The sequence below is a fragment of the Pseudoalteromonas fuliginea genome (assembly GCF_000690055.1).
GTDB classification, from domain to species: Bacteria; Pseudomonadota; Gammaproteobacteria; order Enterobacterales; family Alteromonadaceae; genus Pseudoalteromonas; species Pseudoalteromonas fuliginea.
The window spans coordinates 1-1293 of the sequence record NZ_JJNZ01000119.1; the positions used below are offsets into that span (position 1 = coordinate 1).

Below are 1293 nucleotides of genomic sequence, written 5' to 3' on the forward strand. Positions count from 1 at the left end.
TTTTACTTCATATTAAATATTCTTATTTTTTACTTATTATGCTGTTATGTCATTTTTTAAATTTAGCCATGCACTTATTCTCACACTTGCTAGTACCTTACCGCTTACAAGCCATGCGGCGCTTGATAAAAACGAGCGTGAAATAGTAAAACAGGTCGATAAAAACATTCCCCAAGCACTGCAAGAAATAGAGCAAGCCGTAAATATTAATAGCGGGTCGCTTAATATTGAAGGTGTAAAAAAAGTAGGTGCGCTGACAAGCGAGCAGCTCAAAGCCATTGGTTTTAAAGTTGAATGGCTTGATGGCAGTGCGTTTAACCGCGCAGGGCATGTACTGGCAACACATGAAAGTAAAAGCCCCGATGCAATAAAAATACTGATGATCGGCCATCTAGATACGGTATTTGCCAAAAACGATAACTTTACTACCTACAAACAGCTTGATACCGATACAGCCAGTGGCCCAGGCGTTGCCGATATGAAAGGCGGTAACACGATAATAATTACCGCACTTAAAAGCTTACAAGCCCTTAATTTACTCGAAAATGTAAGCATAAAAGTGTTACTGACTGGCGATGAAGAAAGCAGCGGTCGCCCGCTTAGCTTATCTAAACAAGCTATTGTTGATGCGGCAGTTTGGGCTGACGTAGCGCTTGGCTATGAAAATGGCGATAACAATATAAAAACAGCTATGGCGGCGCGCCGTGGTTATACCGGCTGGACGCTAAACGTAACGGCAAATGCAGCGCATTCGTCACAAATATTTAGCGAAAGCGTTGGATATGGCGCTATTTACGAAGTATCACGCATTTTAAATGATTTTAGAGAGCAACTTGCCACGCAACCTAATTTAACATTTAACCCAGGGCTTATTGTGGGCGGTACAAATGCCGACTACGACAGTGCTAATTCGTCAGCAACGGCATTTGGTAAAAGTAATGTAATAGCACAAACCGTGCATGTTGCAGGTGATTTACGCGCACTTTCGCCAAAGCAGGTAGAAAGCGCTAAAAGGGTTATGCTACAAATTGTGGCTAAAAACTTAGATGGCAGTAAAGCAGAGCTTATTTTCGAAGACGGTTACCCGCCAATGGCATTAACTGATGGCAATAAAAAGCTATTAGAATTATACAGCGACGCAAGCCACGACTTAGGCTTCAACAAAGTAGTAGCCGCCAATCCACGTAATGCAGGTGCGGCTGATATTTCGTTTGCGGCAAACCAGGGGTAAAAAAGGACAGACACATATTTTTGTCAGAAAATTTTGCGCTTCTCCCATCGTGGGTAACCGTA

General features: G+C 42.5%; 1 protein-coding gene. It reads left to right on the forward strand.

Going from position 1 to position 1293, the window contains the following annotated elements:
- The first annotated feature begins 46 nt into the window (after window positions 1-46).
- Window positions 47-1231: a M20/M25/M40 family metallo-hydrolase gene (locus DC53_RS00580; protein ID WP_240474587.1), complete on the forward strand. Its 1185-nt coding sequence runs from the start codon at window positions 47-49 to the stop codon at window positions 1229-1231.
- The last annotated feature ends 62 nt before the right edge of the window (window positions 1232-1293 follow it).